Genomic DNA, 16,628 nt, shown 5'->3' with positions numbered 1-16,628 from the left:
CCACCCGGAGATCACCTACCGCTCCACGGGCCTGACCCCGGCCGGCTCCGACCGCTGGACCGTCTCCGGCGAACTGACCCTCCACGGTGTCGTACGGCCCGTCGCCCTCGACCTCGCCTACCTCGGCACCGGAGCCGACCCCTGGGGCGGCACACGGGCCGCGTTCCGGGCCACCACGGAACTGCGCCGCGAGGACTTCGCGATGAACTACAACCAGGTCGTCCAGGCGGGCATCGCCGCGATCGGTACGACCCTCAAGGTCGAGCTGGACGTCCAGGCGGTGCAGGGGGAGTCGCTGCCGCAGGCGTGAGCGGGGGCCGTGCGCCTAGGGTGGCGGTATGGCACCGAACATCGCGACCAACACCAAAGTCACCCTGGACGAGTTGCTCGACTTCGTACGACCCCGCCACCGCGCGCTGCTGCTGACCCGGCGGGCCGACGGCAGTCCGCAGGCCTCGCCGCTGACCTGTGGGGTGGACGACTCCGGGCGGATCGTCGTCTCCACGTACCCCGAGCGGGCCAAGACCCGCAACGCCAAGCGGGACCCGCGGGTCAGCATCGTCGTCGTGAGCGACGAGTGGAACGACCCGTGGGTCCAGATCGACGGCACGGCCGAGGTCATCGACCCGCCGGACTCCGTGGAACCGCTCGTCGAGTACTACCGCAACATCGCGGGGGAGCACCCGGACTGGGACGAGTACCGCGCGGCGATGCTGAAGCAGGGCAAGTCGATCATCCGGGTCACCCCGGAGCGCTGGGGACCGATCGCCACCGGCGGTTTTCCGGCGCGGCTGGCCACTGACGACTAGTCTCCGCACAGAAGTTCAACCCCGTTTCACCATCGCCTCGATGCCCGCCACCAGCAGGTCCAGGGCGAAGGTGAAGTCCCGGTCCATCATCTCCGCGACCGTGTCGCCGCCCCGGGCCGCCATGAGTTTCCTGGACTCCTCCACGATCTCGGCGGTCGTCGGGGCCCCGTCGAACGTCGTCATGGCGTGCCGGAAGTAGTCGTCGGGGGTCATGCCGGCGTCGGCGACCCGGGCGAAGAAGTGGCCCTCGATCGTGCCGTAGCCGTACACGAACTGGAAGACGGCCGAGATCGCACCCGTCAGCCCGTGGTCCGGCAGCCCCGTGCGCCGGATCACGCGCTGCACGGCACGGGAGAAGGACAGGTTGTTCGGCCCGATGTTGAGAAACGTCCCGGCGAGCGGCGACAGCCACGGGTGCCGGACCAGCAGCCGCCGGTACTCCGTGGCCAGCGTGCGGAGCTGGTCCCGCCAGTCCTCGCCCGCCGCCTCCGGATCGGGCAGCGGCGGCAGCTCGCCGAAGACGGCGTCCATGGCGAGTTCGAGGAGGTCGTCCTTCGTGTCGACGTACCAGTAGACGGACATCGCCGTCACGTTCAGCTCGGCCGCCAGCCTCCGCATGGAGAACTTCGCGAGCCCTTCGGCGTCCAGCAGTCGTACGGTGGCGTCGGTGATGCGGGTGCGGTCGAGCCCGGAGGGTTGTCCCCCGCTCCGTCCGCTCCGGCGCGTCTTCGTCCCGAGCCAGACACTGGTGCGCGCGGAACGCCCTGACGACGGGGGTGTCTTGGCCATGACGCACCTTCCTCAAGATCTCGATCCGGATCACTGTATGCAGGAGCGCGGGGCCCTGACATCCGCGGCTCCGCCGCGTGGGCGCGACCAGCCACGACGGACCCGCGGACACTACTGAGCGACCACCACCCCCGAGTCTGCCCGCTCCGCCCGCCACAACAACGCCGCGGCGAGCAACCCCCCGGCCAAAACAGCCACCGCCCCCACCAACTGACTGGCCTCCAGCCCGGCGGAGAAGGAATCGACCACCCTCCTCCTCTCCTCGGCGGAAGAAGCCGCCGCCAGGCCCTCCGGCAAGGAGCCCGCCGCGAACCGTGAACTCAGCACCGCGCCGAGAACGGCGACCCCCAACCCGTTCCCGAACTCCCCCAACGTGCCGTTCACACCCGCGCCGACCCCCGCCTTCTCCGGCGGAATCGCACTCATGATCGCGTGAGCCATCGCCGGATTGCTGATCGCCGCCCCCGCCCCGATCAGCGACAACCCCACCAACGTCCCCGCATACCCCCCGGACGCGACCACCGCGATCGACGCCAGCCCCGCCGACATCAGCACCATGCCCAGCCCGATCGCCACCGGCGCTCCGAGCCTCGCCGTCCACTTCGCCGCCAACCCCGAGAAGTTGAGCGCGACGATCACCAGGGCGAGCGGCGCCGTCCGTACGCCGGCCTCCAACGGGCCGTAGCCGAGGACGAATTGGAGGTGCTGGGTGAGGAGGAACAGGGAGCCCGCCATGCCGAAGGTGATCAGGACGACCCCGGTGACCGCGGACCGCGACCGCCGCGATCAGCGGCACCCGGTCCGACGTCCAGCCGTGGACCGGGCCGGAGATGATCGCGTAGACCAGCGCGGCCATCCCGACGGTGGAGAGCAGGGCGCCGAGGAGGTCGGGGCGGTCGCCGCGCGGGTTCTTCGACTCGGGGACCAGGGCCACCGCCGCGACCAGCGCGAGCGCGGCCACCGGGAGGTTGATCAGGAAGATCGCGCCCCACCAGAAGTGGTTGAGCATGAAGCCGCCGAGGAGCGGGCCGGTCGCGAAGCCGAGCGCGTTGACGGCGGCCCAGATGCCGATCGCCTTCGGCTGTTCCTCGGGGGTGAAGATCTGCATCACGACGGCGAGAGTGGTCGTGATGAGCAGCGCCCCGCCGATCCCCATCCCGGCCCGCGCGGCGATCAACTGCCCGGTGGAGTCGGCCAGTCCGGCGATCAGCGAGCCCGCGCCGAAGAGGACGAGTCCGGTGATCAGCATCTTCTTGCGGCCGTAGCGGTCGGCGGCGCTGCCCGCGGTGAGCAGGAGCCCCGACTGGACGAGCGAGTACGCGTTGATCATCCACTGGATGTCGGCGGTGCTCGCGTCGAGTTCGCGGGTGAGCGAGGGGATCGCCACGTTCAGGACGGTGTTGTCGAGCAGCACGGTGAGCTGTGCGAGGCAGATGACTCCCAGGACGATCCAGCGCCTGGGATGGGAGGAGGTCGGCATGCTGTACACCGTAGAACAGTTCCCATACGGCGTACAACGGAGATTCTCCGGACATGAAGAGGGGCGGCGACCATGTGGTCACCGCCCCTGCTCAGTGGAGAAGCGTCAGCTGCTCGTCTTCTGCGTCAGGTCGTAGAAGGTGGCCGAACCGACCGTCACCTTCTTGTAGTTCTTCTCGACCCACGAGGTGATCTGCGAGGAGCTGCCGGTGCTGCTGCCGCCCATGCCGGTGCCGCCCGAGATGAAGTAGTGGATCTTTCCGTCCGCCACGTACTTCTGGAACTGGGCCAGCGTCGGCGACGGGTCGGTGCCGTTGAAGCCGCCGATCGCCATCACCGGGTCACCGGTGGCGAGTTGGTAGCTCGCCGCGTTCTGGGAGCCGATGGACGCGGCGACCCAGGTGTACTTGCTCGCGTCCGTCTGGAGCAGCTTCTTGGCCGCCGAGGTGACCGTCGCGCCGTTGAGCAGACCGCCGACGCCACCGCCGCCGCCCATGCCACCGTCGCCGCCCATCTGGCCGCCGAAGCCGCCACCCTGGTTCTGGGTCGTACCGCCACCACCGGGCGCCGTACCGGTACCGCCGCCGGGCATCGTGCCCGTGCCGCCGCCGGGGAAGCCGCCGCCCTGGTTCTGGGTGGTGCCGCCGTTGCCGCCCTGCTGGCCGGGCATCGTGCCCGTGCCGCCGGTGCGGTTGCCGCCGCCGAAGCCGCCGCGACCGCCGCCGCCACCGGGACCGCCGCCCATCATGCTCGCGCCGGCCGGACCGGCCGTCGGGATGGAGCCGGTGTGCGCCGAGTCGACCGTCGACATGGTGTACGCCGCCGGGCCCGCGAGGCCCGCCACGATGCTCAACCCCACTGCGGCGAGGGCGAGTTGGCGGCCGATCTTCGCGACGAAGATCAGGCCGAGCGCGCCCGCCAGGGAGCCGAGGAGGACCAGCCACTTCAGCCAGGGCAGGTAGTCGGGGGTGCGGTTGAGGAGGACGTAACCCCACACGCCGGCCGCAACCACCGCCGCCGCGAGGGTGATCGACGCCCAGATCTCGCCGCGCTTCTCCCAGAGGGAACCCGCGCCGATGCCGATGACCGCGGCCATGTAGGGGGCCAGCGCGATCGTGTAGTACTGGTGGAAGATGCCGGCCATGTAGCTGAAGACGACCAGGGTCGTCACCAGCGAGCCGCCCCACACGAGCATCGAACTGCGCCTGACCGACGTGCGGCCCAGCTTGCGCGTGGCCACCAGGCCCGCGACCAGGAGGATCAGCGCGGTGGGCAGCAGCCAGGAGATCTGGCTGCCGATCTCGGAGTTGAACATCCGGTCCCAGCCGGTGGCACCCCACTGGCCGGTACCGCCGCCGCCACCGCCCCCGCCGACGCTGCCGGTCTCGTCGCCGCTGAGGCGGCCGAACCCGTTGTAGCCGAAGGTCAGTTCAAGGAAGCTGTTGTTCTGCGAGCCGCCGATGTAGGGGCGCGAGGAGGCCGGCCACAGCTCGACGAGCGCGACCCACCAGCCGGCTGCGACGACCAACGCGCCCGTGGCCAGGCCCAGTTGGGCGAACCTCTTCTTCACGCTCACCGGCGCGCAGACCGCGTAGACGATGGCCAGCGGCGGCAGGATCAGGAAGGCCTGGAGGGTCTTCGACAGGAACGCGAAGCCGATCGCGACTCCGGCCCACACCAGCCACTTCGTGCGGCCGTCCTCCAGGGCCCGGACGACGAGGTAGCAGGCGGTCGCCATGAGCAACGCCAGTGCGGCGTCAGGGTTGTTGAAGCGGAACATCAGCGCGGCGACCGGGGTGAGCGCCAGGACGGCACCCGCGATCAGACCGGCCTGGGGGCTGTGCCTCCGCCGTACCGCCGCGTAGACGACGGCGACCGTGCCGACGCCCATGAGGACCTCGGGGACCAGGATCGCCCACGAGTTGAGGCCGAAGATGCGGACCGAGATCTCCATCGGCCACAGGAAGGCCGAGGGCTTGTCGACGGTGATCGCGTTGCCCGCGTCCAGCGAGCCGAACAGCATCGCCTTCCAGCTCTTGCTGCCGGCCTGAACCGCCGCCGAGTAGAAGGAGTTCGAATACCCGGACGCGCTCAGGTTGTAGAGGTAGAGCAGGCCGGTCGCCAGCAGCATGCCCCAGAAGGCGGGGCGTGCCCAGCTCGGGTCCTCGGGCCGGCCGCGCCACAGGCGGCGCCCGAGCGGCTGCTTGGGCTCACCCGCCTGGGGGGCCAGGTCGTCCGAGGGCGCCACCGGCTCGTGCACGGCCGTGTCTCCGGCACCGGTGTCACCGGTCGGCGCCCCCCAGGACGAGGGGCCGCCTCCTCCCGGATAGGTCGTCTGATCGGTTTCGGTGGTCATCGGGGATCCCTCGGATCGGTGTCGTGGGGACGCACCGGCTGCAACCGCATCGTCGCGTCCCTCCAGGTGCCGTCCGCGGCTTCACCGGCGCGGAACTGGGTCGTGTTGTCGTACGTGGTGGTGTCGTACGACCCCTGGTGGGGCTGGGGCTGCCGGTGGGGCAGGGGGCCGTAGGAACCCTGGTGGTGTTGCGCGTTGCGCGGCGCCGCCGTCGCATAGGTGGGCGATGAAGGGGAGTTGACGGCCACGACCGTCGACTCCTCGACGCTGTCGCCGCGGTCCGGGAAGACCCAGGCGCGGAAGAGCAGGAAGCGCAGGACGGTCGCCGCGAGGTTGGCGGCCACCAGGACCGCGAGTTCGGTGGAGTGCGACGGGTCGCTGCTGGCCGCGTTCAGCGCGGCGAGCGAACCACTGGTCAGCGCGAGGCCGATGGCGAAGACGACCAGGCCCTGCGCCTGGTGACGGACGGCGCCGCCCTTGCCGCGGACCCCGAAGGTCAGCCGGCGGTTCGCGGCGGTGTTGGCGACCGCCGAGACCAGCAGCGCGAGCGCGTTGGCGATCTGCGAGCCGGAGAACTGCCGGAAGGCGCTGTAGAGCACCAGGTAGAAGAGGGTGGAGAGACCGCCCACGACACAGAATCCGACGAGCTGGCGGGCCAGGCCCTTGGGCACGTCCTTGATGTCGCGGTCGCGCGGGTCGTCGCCGAAGGGACGCGTGACACGGTCGAGCGGCAGCGAACCGGAGGCCAGGGCCTTGCCCACGCGCCACACTCCCTTCAGGTCCTCGGTCGCGGTCTTCACGATGTGGACGGTCGAGTTCGGGTCGTCGACCCAGTCGACCGGCACCTCGTGGATACGGAGTCCGGCACGCTCGGCCAGCACCAGCATCTCGGTGTCGAAGAACCAGCCGGTGTCCTCGACCATCGGCAGCAGCGCCTGGGCCACATCACGCCGGATCGCCTTGAATCCGCACTGGGCGTCCGAGAAGCGGGCCTGGAGCGAGCCGCGCAGGATCAGGTTGTACGTCCGGCTGATGAACTCGCGCTTGGCGCCACGCACGACACGCGACGAGCGGGCCAGCCGGGATCCGATCGCCAGGTCGGAGTGACCCGAGATCAGCGGTGCCACCAGGGGCAGCAGCGCGTTGAGGTCGGTGGAGAGGTCGACGTCCATGTAGGCGAGGATCGGTGCGTCCGAGGCGGACCAGACGGTGCGCAGTGCTCGACCGCGCCCCTTCTGCTCCAGCCGGAACGACTTCACCTCGGGGATCTCCGACTCCAGCCGCGCCGCCACCTGAGGAGTGGTGTCGATCGACGCGTTGTCCGCGATGGTGATGCGGAACGCGTACGGGAACGTGCGCTTGAGGTGCTCGTGCAGTCTGAGCACACATGGCTGGAGGTCCTTCTCCTCGTTGTAGACGGGGATCACTACGTCCAGGACAGGCGTACCGGCGTCTCCGGCCGGGAGGTGCTCCCGCGCCGGCAGGGTGCCGGGAGAAGAGTCGGTTCGCATGAACCGACTCTCCTCAAACGCCCTGTTGCACCCATGTGGTGGCACTGTGCTGTGCCTGTGAGTGCGATTGCCAATTCGTTTCGGGGGCGGGCGTGGGCACAGCCGGTGCCAGCGCGGGCAGATGCACGGTGAACACCGTGCGTCCGGGAACGCTGTCCACGGTGACCGCGCCGCCGTGTGCGGTCGCGACCGCCTGCACGATGGCGAGGCCCAGACCTGTCGATCCGGTGGAGCGGGAGCGCGCCGAGTCGCCGCGCGCGAACCGCTCGAAGACATGCGGCAGCAGATCCGGCGGGATGCCCTGGCCGTTGTCCTCGACGTCCACGCACATCCACGGCCCGCGCCGCTGCACGCGGGCGGTGATCGTCGTACCGGGCGGGGTGTGCTTGCGGGCGTTGCCCAGCAGGTTGATGAGCACCTGCTGGATACGGGCCGCGTCCGCCGACACGAGGGCCGGTTCGTCGGGCAGGTCGAGCCGCCAGTTGTGGTCCATGCCGGCCGCGCGCGAGTCGCTGATGGTGTCCACGACGAGCGGGATGAGGTCGGTCTGGTCGAACTGGAGCGGTCTGCCCGCGTCGAGGCGGGCGAGGAGGAGCAGATCCTCCACGAGGAGGGTCATGCGCCCGGCCTCGGACTCGATTCTCCCGAGGGCGTGCTTGGTGTCGGGCCCGGTCTGTTCGCGTCCACGACGGGTCAGCTCGGCATAACCGCGGATCGAGGCGAGCGGCGTCCGCAGCTCATGGCTGGCGTCGGCCACGAACTGCCGTACCCGCATCTCGCTCTGCTGTCTCGCGTGCAGGGCGCCGTGCACATGGTCGAGCATCCGGTTGAGCGCGGCACCGACCTGGCCGACCTCGGTGTGCGGGTCGGTCTCGGACTCGGGGACCCGTTCGTTCAGGGTCACTTCGCCCGTGTGGAGCGGGAGTTCGGAGACCCGGGTGGCGGTGGCGGCGACCCGGCGCAGGGGGCGGGTGGCCACACCGACGAGGACGTAGCCGGCGATCCCCGCGGCCACCAGGCCGGCGGCGGTGACGCTGAGCTCGACGAGGATCAGCGTGTTGATGGTGTTGTCGACCTCGGCGGTCGGGACGGCGACGTAGTAGCTGCCGCTGTCCCCGCTCTTGTACTCGACGCGGAAGTCGCCGACACCGGGGATCTCCACGGTGTGCTGCTTGTTGTCCTGGGGGACGGAGCTGAGCGCGGCGAGCTGGGCCTTGGAGAGCGTCTTCGAGGTCATCTTCAGGTCGGTCGCCTGCTTCACCCCGCGCCTGGCGTCGGTGATGGAGCCGTTCACGACCTTGGCGATGATCGTGCCCTGGGGCTGCGGACCCGTGACGAAGTCGTCGAGCTTGGTCTGCTGCGCCTGCCGCTGCGTCTTCTGCCCGCCGGGCACGCCGAGGCCGTCCTTCGGCTGCTGGCCGCCGGGCGGCCCGAAGGAACCGGACGCCCGCGAGGCGGACTCGTTCAGCTGGCCGTCCAACTGGTCGTACAGGTGTGACCGCAGGGCGAAGGTCGTCACGGTCCCGATCACCGCGCACACCACCGCGATCAGCGTCACGGACGCGACGACGAGCCGGGTCCGCAGGGTGCGCGGCTTACCCGCTCGTCTCTTCTGCGCACGCGGCCGTCGTCGCCCGCTCATGAGGCCGCGGGCTTGATCAGGTAACCGGCACCGCGCCGGGTGTGGATCATCGGCTCACGTCCCGCGTCGATCTTCCGGCGCAGGTACGAGATGTAGAGCTCGACCACATTGGCCTGCCCGCCGAAGTCGTACGACCACACCCGGTCCAGGATCTGTGCCTTGCTGAGTACACGCCGGGGATTACGCATGAGGAAGCGCAACAGCTCAAACTCGGTCGCGGTGAGGTGGATGCCCTCTCCGGCCCGCGACACCTCGTGGCTGTCCTCGTCGAGGGTGAGGTCACCCACGACCAGCACGGAGTCCGAGCGGCGGTCGGCGGCACCGGAGCGGCGGATCAGTCCGCGCAGCCGGGCGACGACCTCTTCGAGGCTGAAGGGCTTGGTGACGTAGTCGTCGCCGCCGGCGGTGAGTCCGGCGATACGGTCCTCGACGGCGTCCTTGGCCGTCAGGAACAGCACCGGGACGTCCGGCAGCTCTCTGCGCATCCGGCCAAGAACGGTGAGGCCGTCCATGTCCGGAAGCATCATGTCGAGGACGACGGCGTCGGGCCGGAACTCGCGCGCGGTCTGGATCGCGCCGGTCCCGTCACCCGCGCTGCGGATCTGCCAGCCCTCGTAACGGAGGGCCATGGACAGCAGCTCGGTGATCGACAGCTCGTCGTCCACCACAAGCACTCGGACGGGGCTCCCGTCCGGCCTCAGCAGTTCGGTGCGCCCCTGGGGCGAGGTCGTGGTCATAGTGGACACCTTGTCGGGGTCCTCTAAGAGCACGCTTTCTAGAGTCTGTGATTTTCCTGAGAAACTCACAGGCACCACTCAGGGAACACCTTGGAACCGCTTGCCCAACGCTCATCCCGCGGTCATGAAGCCGCCGGTCGCGTCCGCGCCCGCCCCGACCTCCCCCGTATCTGCACACTCTCCCCGCATCACCCGTACCGGTCGTCCTCTCAGCCACCCCTCACCCTGCGAACAGCCGCGCCCCGTTGTCGTGGCAGACCGCGCGCAGCCAGTCGTCGCCCAGGTCCAGCCGCTCCAGGGCGGACAGCTGGTGAAGGTAGAGGTACGGAATGTTCGGGAAGTCGCTGCCGAGCAGCACGCGGTCGCCGAGCGCGGCCAGCCGGGGGAGCGCACCCGGCGGAAAGGGCGCGAGGCGTTCGCTGAAGTCCGTGAACGCCATCGTCGTGTCGAGCCGCACCTCGCCGTAGCGTTCGGCCAGGTCGAGGAAGTCCTCGTACTCCGGCATCCCCATGTGCGCGAAGACCAGCCGCAGCCGGGGGTGCCGGGCCAGCACGCGCCCGACCGGTCCGGGTCCGGTGTGCTTGCCGGGCGCGGGCCCCGACCCGCAGTGGATCACCACCGGCGTCCCGGCCTCGGCGAGCAACCCCCAGGCGGGGTCGAGGAGTTCATCGGCCGGGTCGTACGCCCCGACCTGCACATGCGCCTTGAACACCCGCGCGCCGGAGTCCAGCGCCTGCCTGACATAGCTCTCAACTCCCGGTTCCGGGAAGAGAGTCGAGGTGTGCAGACAGTCGGGGGTACGGGCGGCGAAGTCGACGGCCCAGCCGTTGAGCCACTCGGCCATCCCGGGCTTGTGCGGGTAGAGCATGGCGGTGAAAGCGCGTACTCCGAACTCCCTTATCAGCGCGACCCGTTCCGCTTCCTCCTTCCGATAGGTGATCGGCCACTCAAGGGCCCCACCGGTCGCCGCCCCGAGCGCGTCGAAGTAGTCCCAGACCTTCCGGAGCACCCGCTCGGGCATGAAGTGGGTATGCACGTCGACGAGCCCGGGGAGCCCGAGCCGCCGCCAGAACGCCCGTACCTCGGCCGCCTCGGCGTCCACATCCACATCCACGCGCTGCTCCTCTCTATCGGACCGGCCCCTGCTCATCCACATGGAAGTCGGGCATCCCCAGAAACACGTCGTCGGTCACCGGCCCGTACGCGATGTTGAACGTGTCCAGCCAGTACGACCAGTCCCGCACGCCGGCCGCGCTGCTGAAGCGGTAGTTGAGCTGCCATCGGACCCACTGCCCCGGCACGAGCCGCACCGCCGGAGGTCTGCGCGGCCTGGGCGGCAGCCCGAACAGCGGTTGCACGCGGGGGAGTACCCGCAACCGCCCGTCCACCCGCCGGAGTTGGACGTCGACATGCTTCACCTCCGTGCGGCCCTCGTGCGGCGTGAAGTCCTCCCGCTCACGGATCTGGACGGTGTGGGCGAGCGGCAGCAGACCGGACGGCAGGGCGAAGCCGACCGGCACCGCGTTCCTCCGCGCGGCGGCCGTCCCGCCACGCGACCGTTTCGTCCAGGACGTGCGGACGTACTGGACGGTGACGGGTACTTCCATGACGACTCCCTCCCCACTCGACGATCACGGTCGCTTCCGGCCAAGGTCACTTCAGCCGCAGTCTCGGAGAAGGTGTCAGAACAACCCCTCCTGCACCTCTCGCCTGAACTCCCGCACCGGCACCGTGAATCCACCCGCGTCGCCCCCAGCGGGGATCAACTCCCACCCCGTCATCAGCCGGGTGTCCAGCACGATCACGCCCCGCTCGGTCGCGAGGTGGAGGTCCGGTCCCGCCGCCGCGGCCAGCTCTCCGCTCACCACCCCGCCCGCGACCAGCCCGCTCACCTCGCCGACGGCGGCCGGGAGTGCCCCGAGGCCGAACACGTCGACGTGGTCCACGGGTTGATACGGCTCGCGGTGCAGCGACTCCGGCCATTCGCGCAGCGCGAGCGCCCGTGCGTGCAGGTCGGCGAGCTCGGCGGTCCGCTCCGCCGCCGAACCCGGCAACGCGGAACGGACGGCGCGCTTCTCGCCGTAGGGAATCCGGTCGGGCACGCGGAGTGCGGCGCGCAGGAGTTCCTCCGAGCGTCGGGCCGCCATCAGCGGGCCGAGGCCCAGCCAGCTGAAGCAGATCGCGCCCTGCTCAAGCAGCCGCGCGGAGCCGCGCTCCTCGGCGGTGATGCCGACCTTGAGCAGGCCGGGGCCGAACCAGGCCAGATATACGTGGTACGGCCGCGGGTCGTCCGCGATCGTGTCGGCGGCGACCGAGTGCGCCCGGTCCAGCCGTGCGCACTCCTCGCACCGCGCGCCCGTACTCCGCTCCGGCACACCCGCCCGCACCGGACAGGCGTTCCCCCGCGCTCCCACACATGTCCGCCCGCCCCCTTCCGCGACCTCGAAGGCCACCCGCTTCCCCCGGGGCAACGGGCTCCCGCGCCCGCCGTCCCACCTCAACTCGGGACCGGCGGCCGCCCACCGCAGCCCCGAGCACTTCCATGTCTGTGCCGCCCGTGATGTCTCTGCCATCGCTCACGAGACTAGACGGCGGCACTGACAACGGCATCAGCCAGCCGTTTCACCGACCGGCGCGGACTCACGAGGCACAGGCACGACCCCGTACTCCTGGACCTGGACCTGGGCCGCCCGCCCCCGCCCGGCCAGCCGGCACCCGACACACCCGGGGTGCCCCGCGCGCGCCAGCGGATCCCGCGCCCGCATCCCCCACTGCTCCCGGTCCCGCCGCCCGGGCGGCTTGCCCCACCCGGCGAGATGCAGCGCCCAGGTGACCAGAACGCTCACCACGACGATCCCCAGCCCACCGCCGATCAGCGGGGCGGAGACCAGACACACCCCCACCCCCGCGACGGTCGACCCGACGGTCGCGATGCCGAATCCGGTCCAACCGGCGACCGTATGCCCCTCGTCATACTGGTGTGCGCTCATGTGCCAGCCTCCCTCGAAGCCCTGCCGGACGATTCACCGCCAGATAACTCACGACCTAAGAAGTTTAGAGTACAAATCTCTCACGAGCTAAGGCAATAACGATGCAAGCCAAGCCTCGCCCCACCGCCACCGCGGCCCAGGCGCTGGACGCGATGGACTCCCTCATCGCCACCGCCCAGCTGGGCCAGCAGGAAATGGCCGAGCGGCTGGGCCTGAACGTCACCGATCTCCTCTGCTTCGCCTACGTCCTGAAGGCGGGGGAGAACCTCCTCACCGCCGGTGACCTGGCCGAACACGCCCATGTCACGACGGGCGCGGTGACCGGCATCCTCAACCGCCTCGAACGCGCCGGTTTCATCACCCGCGTCCCCGACCCCACCGACCGCCGCCGCGTCCGCGTGGCCTCGGTACCGGACGCGGTGACCCGGGTCGTCGCCCTCTACGGCCCCTACTACGACCGCCTCAACGCCCAGTTCGCCGACTACTCCCCCGCCGAGATCGCCGTACTGGCCGACTGGTTCACACGCACGTCGGCACTCGCGCAGGACTACATCGAGGAACTCCGGGCGCGGGACGGGGACAGCTGATCCGAGGCGCACCCGGGGGTATACCCGACCCCGTTGGTACAGCCCGCTACACCAACGGTTCGGGAGACCGCTTCATCGTGCCCGGACCCGTACGACGGCAAGGTTGACCTCAGCCGGCCAACAGGGCCTGCGCAGGCCCAAAAGCCGCCGTACGGAGGGAAATCCCATGAAGCCCGGCCCGTTCGCATCCTTCGTGAGGTTCGTGGCGTGCGGCGGCGGGATCGGGGTCCTCTCCAGCCTGGCGGTCCCGGTGCTCGCCGCACTGATGCCCTGGGCGGCGGCGAACGCGCTGATCACAGTCGCCTCGACCGTCCTCTGCACCGAGCTGCACGCCCTGTTCACCTTCGGCACCGGCCGCCGCCCCGGCTGGCGCGAGCACTGGCAGTCGGCGGGCTCGGCAACGGCGGCCTACGCGGCGACGTCAGCGGCGGTACTGATCCTCCACAGCGTCAACTCCTCCCCCACCATGCTCACCGAACAACTCGTCTACCTCAGCGCCTCCGCCCTCGCCGGCATCGCCCGCTTCCTGGTCCTCCGCCTGTTCGTCTTCGCGGACCGCACCACGACGACGGCGGCTTCGGCCCCGATCGCGCTTCCGGTACGCCCGACTCCCGCGTTCAGCGCGGCGGCGTGACGGCCCCACGCCCCAACAGCTCGACGCACCAACGGAAATGCCCCTCACTCCCGTCCGAGGAGAACAGGTCGTGGGTGGCCGGCGCATACGCCCGCTGACAGAGGAAGAAACCGAAGTCGAGTACGGCCGCGGGCGCGTCGGTGTCGTCGACAGTCGCATCGCCTCGGTACCGGGCACGGAGGCCAGGCCACGCAACACCGTCGACAGGGCATCGGTCTCCCGCTCGGCCGACTCCCGCCCCGGCGCCACGACCGCGGAGTCACCCCGCAACGGCGCACCGCCCACCTCCCGTTCATAAGTGACCAGCACCCCTTCGTACTCCTCAACGGCAAGAATCCCGGGCGTGGCAAAGGGCAAGGACAAGGACGCGGCCTGCCGGGCGATGTCCTCGTAGGCGCGCCGCATGAGCTCCGCCCCGACCGGCCGCCGCCCGCTCCACACCTTCCCGACCGTCCCGTCACCGAGCCGGTGGACGGCCCCCTCGACACCGGCGGCGAGCGGCACCGCGGTCGGCGAAGTAGCGGGTCCAGTGGGCGGTGTGCTGTTGGCGGTGGGTGACCATGGCCGAAGTAGATCCGCCCGGCGGCAGGACGGCAACGGAGTTCGCGGCACCCGCCCCGCGGAGACCTGTCATCGACTGGCTAGCGTCTGCACCATGCGGGAACCCACGCCGAAGCCCATGCCGGCACCCATGCCGGAGTCTCTTGACGTAGCGGCCGCGCTGCGCGGCGGAGTGGCCGGTCGCTCCCACGCCTGGGCCTTCCTGCACCGCTTCGTCGACGAGTGGACGGGGCTGCCCCTGCGGCCGGAAGACGGCTGCACCAGGGCCGAACTGGACGCTGCGGAGGCCGATCTGGGCTTCGAGCTGCCCGCAGCTCTGCGCGAGGGATACGCGCTGCTGGGCCGTCGTGCCGACCTGACGAGACAGCAGGATCCCTTGGTCCCGCCGCCCGCTCTCCAGGTGGTCGACGACTTCGGCGGTGTCCTGGTCTTCCGCCAGGAGAACCAGGGCTGCGCGTCATGGGGTATCCCCCTGGCCGACATCGAGCAGGACGATCCCCCCGTGGCGATGGAGACGCACGAAGGCTGGAGCCCCTTCCTGGACAGAACGTCCGTGGCCTGGGTGGAACTCGTGCTGAGCGAGTCGCTCCTCGGCGCCGGAAGCCTCTACGACGCCTGCGAACTGCCGGACGACCTCCTGCCGAACCTGCTCACGCGCTACACACGAGTGGACCTGCCCGACCACCCGATGTGGGCCTCCGCAGACGACTCACCCCTCCGCTGGTACGCGGCCCCGGGCCGACTGCTGCGCCGCGACGGTCTGCTCGACCGCTCCTGGATCCACGCGCGCGGCCGCACGGTTGCCGACCTGGAGACGATTCGCGCGGACCTGCCCGGCCCGTGGGTCTGCTGAGGGCGTCAACGGCCGTGCGGGTGAAGGTTGCCGGTGCGGAGGTGGTCTCGGGCCAGGGCCATCCGCCAGTCGGTCAGGCAGTGGATGGTGGTCTGGCCCAGGGCCTCGCGGACGGTACGGGAGAACGCGGCTCTCGAGAAGGTCACCGGCCGGCCGCCGACGAGCTTCGAGGACTTCGCCCGGCGCAGCGCCGGCGCCTGGGCGGCCACGCCGGGGACGGTGAAGTGACCATGACCGTAGGCAACATGGAGAACACGGAGAACACGGGGAACATCGGTGACCTCGCCGCGTTCGCCGCGTTGGAGCCGTTCTTCCGGATCGTCCAGGAAGGGCTGGCGGGGCTCGTCGACGGCGGGCAGTTCTTCGAGCCGCTGGCGGAGGACGTGGTCGTCGAGTACGTGGTCTCCGTGCCCGGCTACCCGCGCCGGGTGCGGGGACGCGAGGAGGTGGCCGACCTGTACCGCGGCTACGGCGACGTCATGATCCTGCACAGCGCGGACGAACTGGCCGTCCACCGGGACCCCGGGACGTCCGTGGTCGTACTCGAGTACGCGGTGCACGGACGGGCTGTCGGCACCGGGCGCGCCTACGACAACCACTTCGTCTCCGTGATCACCGTCAAGGACCGCAAAGTGGCGCACTGGCGTGACTACTTGGACCCCGTCGCCGTCTTCCGGGCCATCGGACGGCCGGCGAGGGAGCACGGAAAAACCGCTGGGGGACCGGCACATGGTTGACGGGCTTCGCCGGATCGCGCCCGTACGAACCGGACCGCGCCCGTGGAAGCCCAGCCCGCCGCCCCGACTAGCCCGCCCTGCGGAAGGCCTCTTCCATGTCCGAGAAGGCTGCCGGCCCGTCGTCGAGCAGCAGGCTCTCGTCCTCCCCGAAGTCCGGGGCCTGGAAGGGGTTCGTCGCCGGAGGGGGCGATCCCGCGTTGGGATGGCGGGTCGCCCCTTCCGGGGCGGAGAACAACGAGGTCAGGTCGATGAGAGGTCTCCCGTTCGTTACAGGCCGCTGGGGCCTGGGGTGCCGTGACCGGGCACGGCGGTCCTACAGCTTGCTCATCTTGGCGTACGGACTCAGGATGCGCTCCTGAACCGAGCCGAAGTCGACGAGCACCGCGATTCCGTCCTCGATGCCGATGACCCGGCCGAGGCCGTACATGTCGTGTGTGACCTGGTCGCCGACGGCGAACTGCTTGGGGGCCGCCGCGGCCGGGGCCTTGAAGGGACTGGTGGGCAAATAGCGCTTCGGTGCAGCTGGCTTTGTCATTGACTCCAGTATGGGCCTAGACACGCCACTCGCTGAGGCCGTCCACATCGCTTGTTCATCACAGATCGAGCACTCGGGAACCACCGCGGCCCCCCGGACGTACCGCTCACCCCCCTGACCTGCCCGTTCCCGGACACGCCCGAAAACCGCCGCCGACCTTCGAAACAACGGACGCAGGGGGGACCGGGCACCGGGGACCGTGCGCAGGAGACTGGGCACACACGCGAGAGGCCCCGGATCGCTCCGGGGCCTCTCGTCGAAGTGCACTCGGCAGGATTCGAACCTGCAACCTTCTGATCCGTAGTCAGATGCTCTATCCGTTAAGCTACGAGTGCCTGTTTTTTCTTAGTTTTTCTCGCCGCTCCCTGCCCTTCCGGGCCGCTCGCGGCGACAGGAAGAACATTACAT

18 protein-coding genes, 1 tRNA gene and 1 pseudogene are annotated in these 16,628 nt (G+C 70.1%); 6 read left to right on the top strand and 14 right to left on the bottom strand.

Features of this window, described 5'->3' with window-relative positions; all coding sequences use genetic code 11:
* Together JHN63_RS42665 and JHN63_RS42660 are read left to right on the top strand one after the other, a co-directional pair.
* The coding region (locus JHN63_RS42665; RefSeq protein ID WP_200690510.1) for a YceI family protein at positions 1 to 310 on the top strand (310 nt) is incomplete at its 5' end.
* Between the two features lie 28 nt (positions 311 to 338).
* The gene (locus JHN63_RS42660) at positions 339 to 809 is read left to right on the top strand and encodes a PPOX class F420-dependent oxidoreductase (protein WP_200690509.1); all 471 of its coding nucleotides are present in this window, start codon (positions 339 to 341) and stop codon (positions 807 to 809) included.
* A 15-nt stretch (positions 810 to 824) separates the two neighbouring features.
* Here JHN63_RS42660 and JHN63_RS42655 read toward each other — a convergent pair whose 3' ends face one another.
* From JHN63_RS42655 to JHN63_RS42610, 10 genes and pseudogenes are all read right to left on the bottom strand, one after another.
* Positions 825 to 1,598: a TetR/AcrR family transcriptional regulator gene (locus JHN63_RS42655; RefSeq protein WP_200690508.1), complete on the bottom strand. Its 774-nt coding sequence runs from the start codon at positions 1,596 to 1,598 to the stop codon at positions 825 to 827.
* Positions 1,599 to 1,709: 111 nt separating this feature from the next.
* Positions 1,710 to 3,078, bottom strand: a pseudogene (locus tag JHN63_RS42650) (MFS transporter).
* A gap of 105 nt (positions 3,079 to 3,183) precedes the next feature.
* Positions 3,184 to 5,433 carry a glycosyltransferase family 39 protein gene (locus JHN63_RS42645; protein ID WP_200690507.1) on the bottom strand — a complete coding sequence of 750 codons (2,250 nt, stop codon included), beginning with the start codon at positions 5,431 to 5,433 and terminating at the stop codon, positions 3,184 to 3,186.
* Positions 5,430 to 6,944, bottom strand: a complete 1,515-nt coding sequence (locus JHN63_RS42640) for a bifunctional glycosyltransferase family 2/GtrA family protein (RefSeq protein WP_200690506.1) — start codon at positions 6,942 to 6,944, stop codon at positions 5,430 to 5,432. Before JHN63_RS42640 ends, JHN63_RS42645 begins: the two co-directional genes overlap by 4 nt.
* Before the next feature lie 13 nt (positions 6,945 to 6,957).
* Positions 6,958 to 8,586 carry a cell wall metabolism sensor histidine kinase WalK gene (locus JHN63_RS42635; protein ID WP_200690505.1) on the bottom strand — a complete coding sequence of 543 codons (1,629 nt, stop codon included), beginning with the start codon at positions 8,584 to 8,586 and terminating at the stop codon, positions 6,958 to 6,960.
* Positions 8,583 to 9,323 carry a response regulator transcription factor gene (locus JHN63_RS42630; protein WP_019054929.1) on the bottom strand — a complete coding sequence of 247 codons (741 nt, stop codon included), beginning with the start codon at positions 9,321 to 9,323 and terminating at the stop codon, positions 8,583 to 8,585. Before JHN63_RS42630 ends, JHN63_RS42635 begins: the two co-directional genes overlap by 4 nt.
* A 220-nt stretch (positions 9,324 to 9,543) precedes the next feature.
* Positions 9,544 to 10,473: an amidohydrolase family protein gene (locus JHN63_RS42625; protein ID WP_200690512.1), complete on the bottom strand. Its 930-nt coding sequence runs from the start codon at positions 10,471 to 10,473 to the stop codon at positions 9,544 to 9,546.
* Positions 10,451 to 10,930: a hypothetical protein gene (locus JHN63_RS42620; RefSeq protein WP_200690504.1), complete on the bottom strand. Its 480-nt coding sequence runs from the start codon at positions 10,928 to 10,930 to the stop codon at positions 10,451 to 10,453. The genes JHN63_RS42625 and JHN63_RS42620 overlap by 23 nt, the downstream gene beginning before the upstream one ends.
* A gap of 75 nt (positions 10,931 to 11,005) precedes the next feature.
* Entirely contained in the window at positions 11,006 to 11,896 is an 891-nt protein-coding gene (locus JHN63_RS42615) for a DUF2797 domain-containing protein (RefSeq protein ID WP_200690503.1), read from the bottom strand.
* A 36-nt stretch (positions 11,897 to 11,932) separates the two neighbouring features.
* Positions 11,933 to 12,313, bottom strand: coding sequence for an HGxxPAAW family protein (locus JHN63_RS42610; RefSeq protein WP_200690502.1), 381 nt, complete (start codon positions 12,311 to 12,313; stop codon positions 11,933 to 11,935).
* 101 nt (positions 12,314 to 12,414) lie between these two features.
* On the opposite strand from JHN63_RS42610, the gene JHN63_RS42605 reads away from it, so the two are divergent.
* From JHN63_RS42605 to JHN63_RS42595, 3 genes are all read left to right on the top strand, one after another.
* Positions 12,415 to 12,900 (top strand): MarR family winged helix-turn-helix transcriptional regulator, encoded by a 486-nt coding sequence (locus tag JHN63_RS42605; protein ID WP_200690501.1) that lies wholly within the window; start codon positions 12,415 to 12,417, stop codon positions 12,898 to 12,900.
* A 166-nt stretch (positions 12,901 to 13,066) separates the two neighbouring features.
* Complete coding sequence (locus tag JHN63_RS42600; RefSeq protein WP_200690500.1) at positions 13,067 to 13,534, top strand: GtrA family protein; 468 nt, start codon at positions 13,067 to 13,069, stop codon at positions 13,532 to 13,534.
* 691 nt (positions 13,535 to 14,225) lie between these two features.
* Positions 14,226 to 14,948: an SMI1/KNR4 family protein gene (locus tag JHN63_RS42595; RefSeq protein ID WP_200690499.1), complete on the top strand. Its 723-nt coding sequence runs from the start codon at positions 14,226 to 14,228 to the stop codon at positions 14,946 to 14,948.
* Positions 14,949 to 14,953: 5 nt separating this feature from the next.
* On the opposite strand, the gene JHN63_RS42590 is transcribed toward JHN63_RS42595, so the two are convergent.
* On the bottom strand, positions 14,954 to 15,157 hold the full coding sequence (locus JHN63_RS42590) for a hypothetical protein (protein WP_200690498.1): 204 nt from the start codon (positions 15,155 to 15,157) through the stop codon (positions 14,954 to 14,956).
* 21 nt (positions 15,158 to 15,178) lie between these two features.
* Between JHN63_RS42590 and JHN63_RS42585 the strand changes: the two genes are divergently transcribed.
* Positions 15,179 to 15,685 carry a nuclear transport factor 2 family protein gene (locus JHN63_RS42585; RefSeq protein ID WP_234478515.1) on the top strand — a complete coding sequence of 169 codons (507 nt, stop codon included), beginning with the start codon at positions 15,179 to 15,181 and terminating at the stop codon, positions 15,683 to 15,685.
* Positions 15,686 to 15,752: 67 nt separating this feature from the next.
* Here the strand turns inward: JHN63_RS42585 and JHN63_RS42580 are convergent, their stop codons facing one another.
* The 3 genes from JHN63_RS42580 to JHN63_RS42570 form a co-directional block, all read right to left on the bottom strand.
* Entirely contained in the window at positions 15,753 to 15,920 is a 168-nt protein-coding gene (locus JHN63_RS42580) for a hypothetical protein (protein ID WP_200690497.1), read from the bottom strand.
* 78 nt (positions 15,921 to 15,998) lie between these two features.
* Entirely contained in the window at positions 15,999 to 16,220 is a 222-nt protein-coding gene (locus tag JHN63_RS42575) for a hypothetical protein (protein WP_026150079.1), read from the bottom strand.
* A gap of 262 nt (positions 16,221 to 16,482) precedes the next feature.
* A tRNA-Arg gene (locus tag JHN63_RS42570) sits at positions 16,483 to 16,555 on the bottom strand.
* Positions 16,556 to 16,628 lie beyond the last annotated feature (73 nt).

Origin of the sequence: Streptomyces sp. MBT65, from assembly GCF_016612545.1 — a bacterium.
In the GTDB taxonomy this organism is placed as follows: Bacteria; Actinomycetota; Actinomycetes; order Streptomycetales; family Streptomycetaceae; genus Streptomyces.
The sequence above is the reverse complement of the archived record's forward strand: the minus strand, read 5'-3'. Positions and strand labels throughout refer to the sequence as shown.